This is a genomic window from Cytophagia bacterium CHB2 (assembly GCA_030263535.1).
Taxonomy (GTDB): domain Bacteria; phylum Zhuqueibacterota; class Zhuqueibacteria; order Zhuqueibacterales; family Zhuqueibacteraceae; genus Coneutiohabitans.
The window spans coordinates 1-1,703 of the sequence record SZPB01000664.1 but is presented as its reverse complement, the minus strand read 5'-3'; the positions used below and the strand labels follow the sequence as shown (position 1 = coordinate 1,703).

The following is a 1,703-nucleotide window of genomic DNA, read 5'->3' as shown; positions in this document are numbered from 1 at the left end:
GATCTTGTGAAAATTCGTTCTTGGCCGCATGCTTCACAAGATTCCATCTGAATGACAGATAAAATAGTCATAAAAATTAAGGTAACAGTGCACGAGATTCGTGTTGTAAGATAGTTGTTCAGATTTGATTTCATAGGATTGCTTTACCTCGAGCTTCAACTAGCTTCGTGAAGCGATTAGCGGGAGATAACGGAATCAGATCGAGGGGTCTGCACAGAATTTCCTCAAGTTTCGCACCCAATTCATAGAGCTTCCAGCCCGTCACTCCGTCGCAAGCCAGGTCGATATCCCGCGCTTGCTCCGGCCTTTCGAGTGCGCTGCCAAAAAGAATCAAACGCGTCGCGCCATATGCTTTCGCGAGATCGATGATCTTATTGATGTCGGATTGGCTGAGTCCCATAAATAAACCTAATGTGGCCTTTGGATTCAAGATTTTGATCGGCTCGTAACGAAAACAAGATAGCAAGGGCACTTTTGTGATGCAACGGCTTTGTAAACTCAAGCATGTACAATCCGCAATCTGAAATCCCCAATCCGGAATCAACAACTATCCCGTGCTTTGCATGGCAGCGGCAATGCCGTTGATGCTCAAAAACAACGCGTGCCTCAACGGCTCGCGTTCTGCGATGTCCGGTTGCCGCCATCGTTGCAGCAATTCTGTTTGTAAGAGATTGAGCACATCCGTGTAGGGATTGCGCAGCTCGATGGATTTTTTGAGCACAGGCGCGTTGTCCAAAATCTCCGCCTGCCCGGTAATGGCGCAAATCGCTTGTGTCGCGCGCTGAAAGTCATCAACAATGATTTGGTGGAAGGATTCGCGGCGCGCTTGCGCATAAAAACCGGCGATGGCCAAATGCGCGCGTTTCATTTCAAGCTGGGCATTATCCAAAACCGTGCGAAAGAACAGCCATTCTCGATAAAGCTGCTGCAATTTTTGCAGAGCCTCGGCGCGAGTCGCGAGCAATTCTGACAAGGCCGCGCCGATGCCGAACCATCCCGGCACGTTGTAGCGCGTTTGCGTCCAGGCGAATACCCAGGGAATCGCGCGCAGGCCGTCGAAATCAACTTCATGCGCCGCTTTCCGCGAAACCGGCCGCGAGGCAATTGGCAAACGGCTGATGTGCTCGATGGGCGTGACGCTGATGTACCATTGCCAAAACTCCGGATGTCGGATGAGACTCTGATACGAACGCATCGCCTGTTGCGCGATTTCGTTCATCAACTCGTGACTCTCCGAAGTTGAGCTGGCGGCGGCCGGCGTTGGGGGCGCATGCCGCGCTTGCGCCGTCAGCATCGCATGCACGATTTGTTCGAGATGGCGGTGCGCCAATGCCGGCGAAGAGTAACGAAACGTAATCACCTCGCCTTGTTCGGTGAAGCGAATGCGGCTATTGTGGCTGCCGGCCGGCATAGCGAGAATCGCTTGATTCGCGCGCCCGCCGCCCCGGCCCACCGTGCCGCCGCGGCCGTGGAACAAACGAAAATCTATTTGATGGCGGCGGCAAACCTCGGCTGCGGCTTGTTGCGCTTGATACAGCGCCCAGTTGGCCATCCAGTAGCCGCCGTCTTTGTTGCTGTCCGAATAACCCAGCATGATTTCTTGAAAATCGTGACGGGCGCGCAGATGCAAGCGATAAATCGGATCCATGAAAGCGGCCGCCATCAAATCGGTGATGCGGTTCAAGTCATCGATGGTTTCAAAC

The 1,703-nt window shown here is 53.3% G+C and carries 2 protein-coding genes; both read right to left on the bottom strand.

Translation table 11 applies throughout. From position 1 onward, the window contains the following. Positions 1 to 130: 130 nt before the first annotated feature. Entirely contained in the window at positions 131 to 400 is a 270-nt protein-coding gene (locus tag FBQ85_30030; GenBank protein MDL1879371.1) for a DNA polymerase III subunit beta, read from the bottom strand. Positions 401 to 547: 147 nt separating this feature from the next. Beyond that, positions 548 to 1,703 (bottom strand): phosphoenolpyruvate carboxylase (locus FBQ85_30025; protein MDL1879370.1); only part of this gene is annotated, 1,156 nt, incomplete at its 5' end.

What these genes read in the sequence shown, in the direction of transcription:
- FBQ85_30030 (MDL1879371.1), bottom strand. Translation starts at nt 400, where the DNA reads ATGGGACTCAGCCAATCCGACATCAATAAGATCATCGATCTCGCGAAA.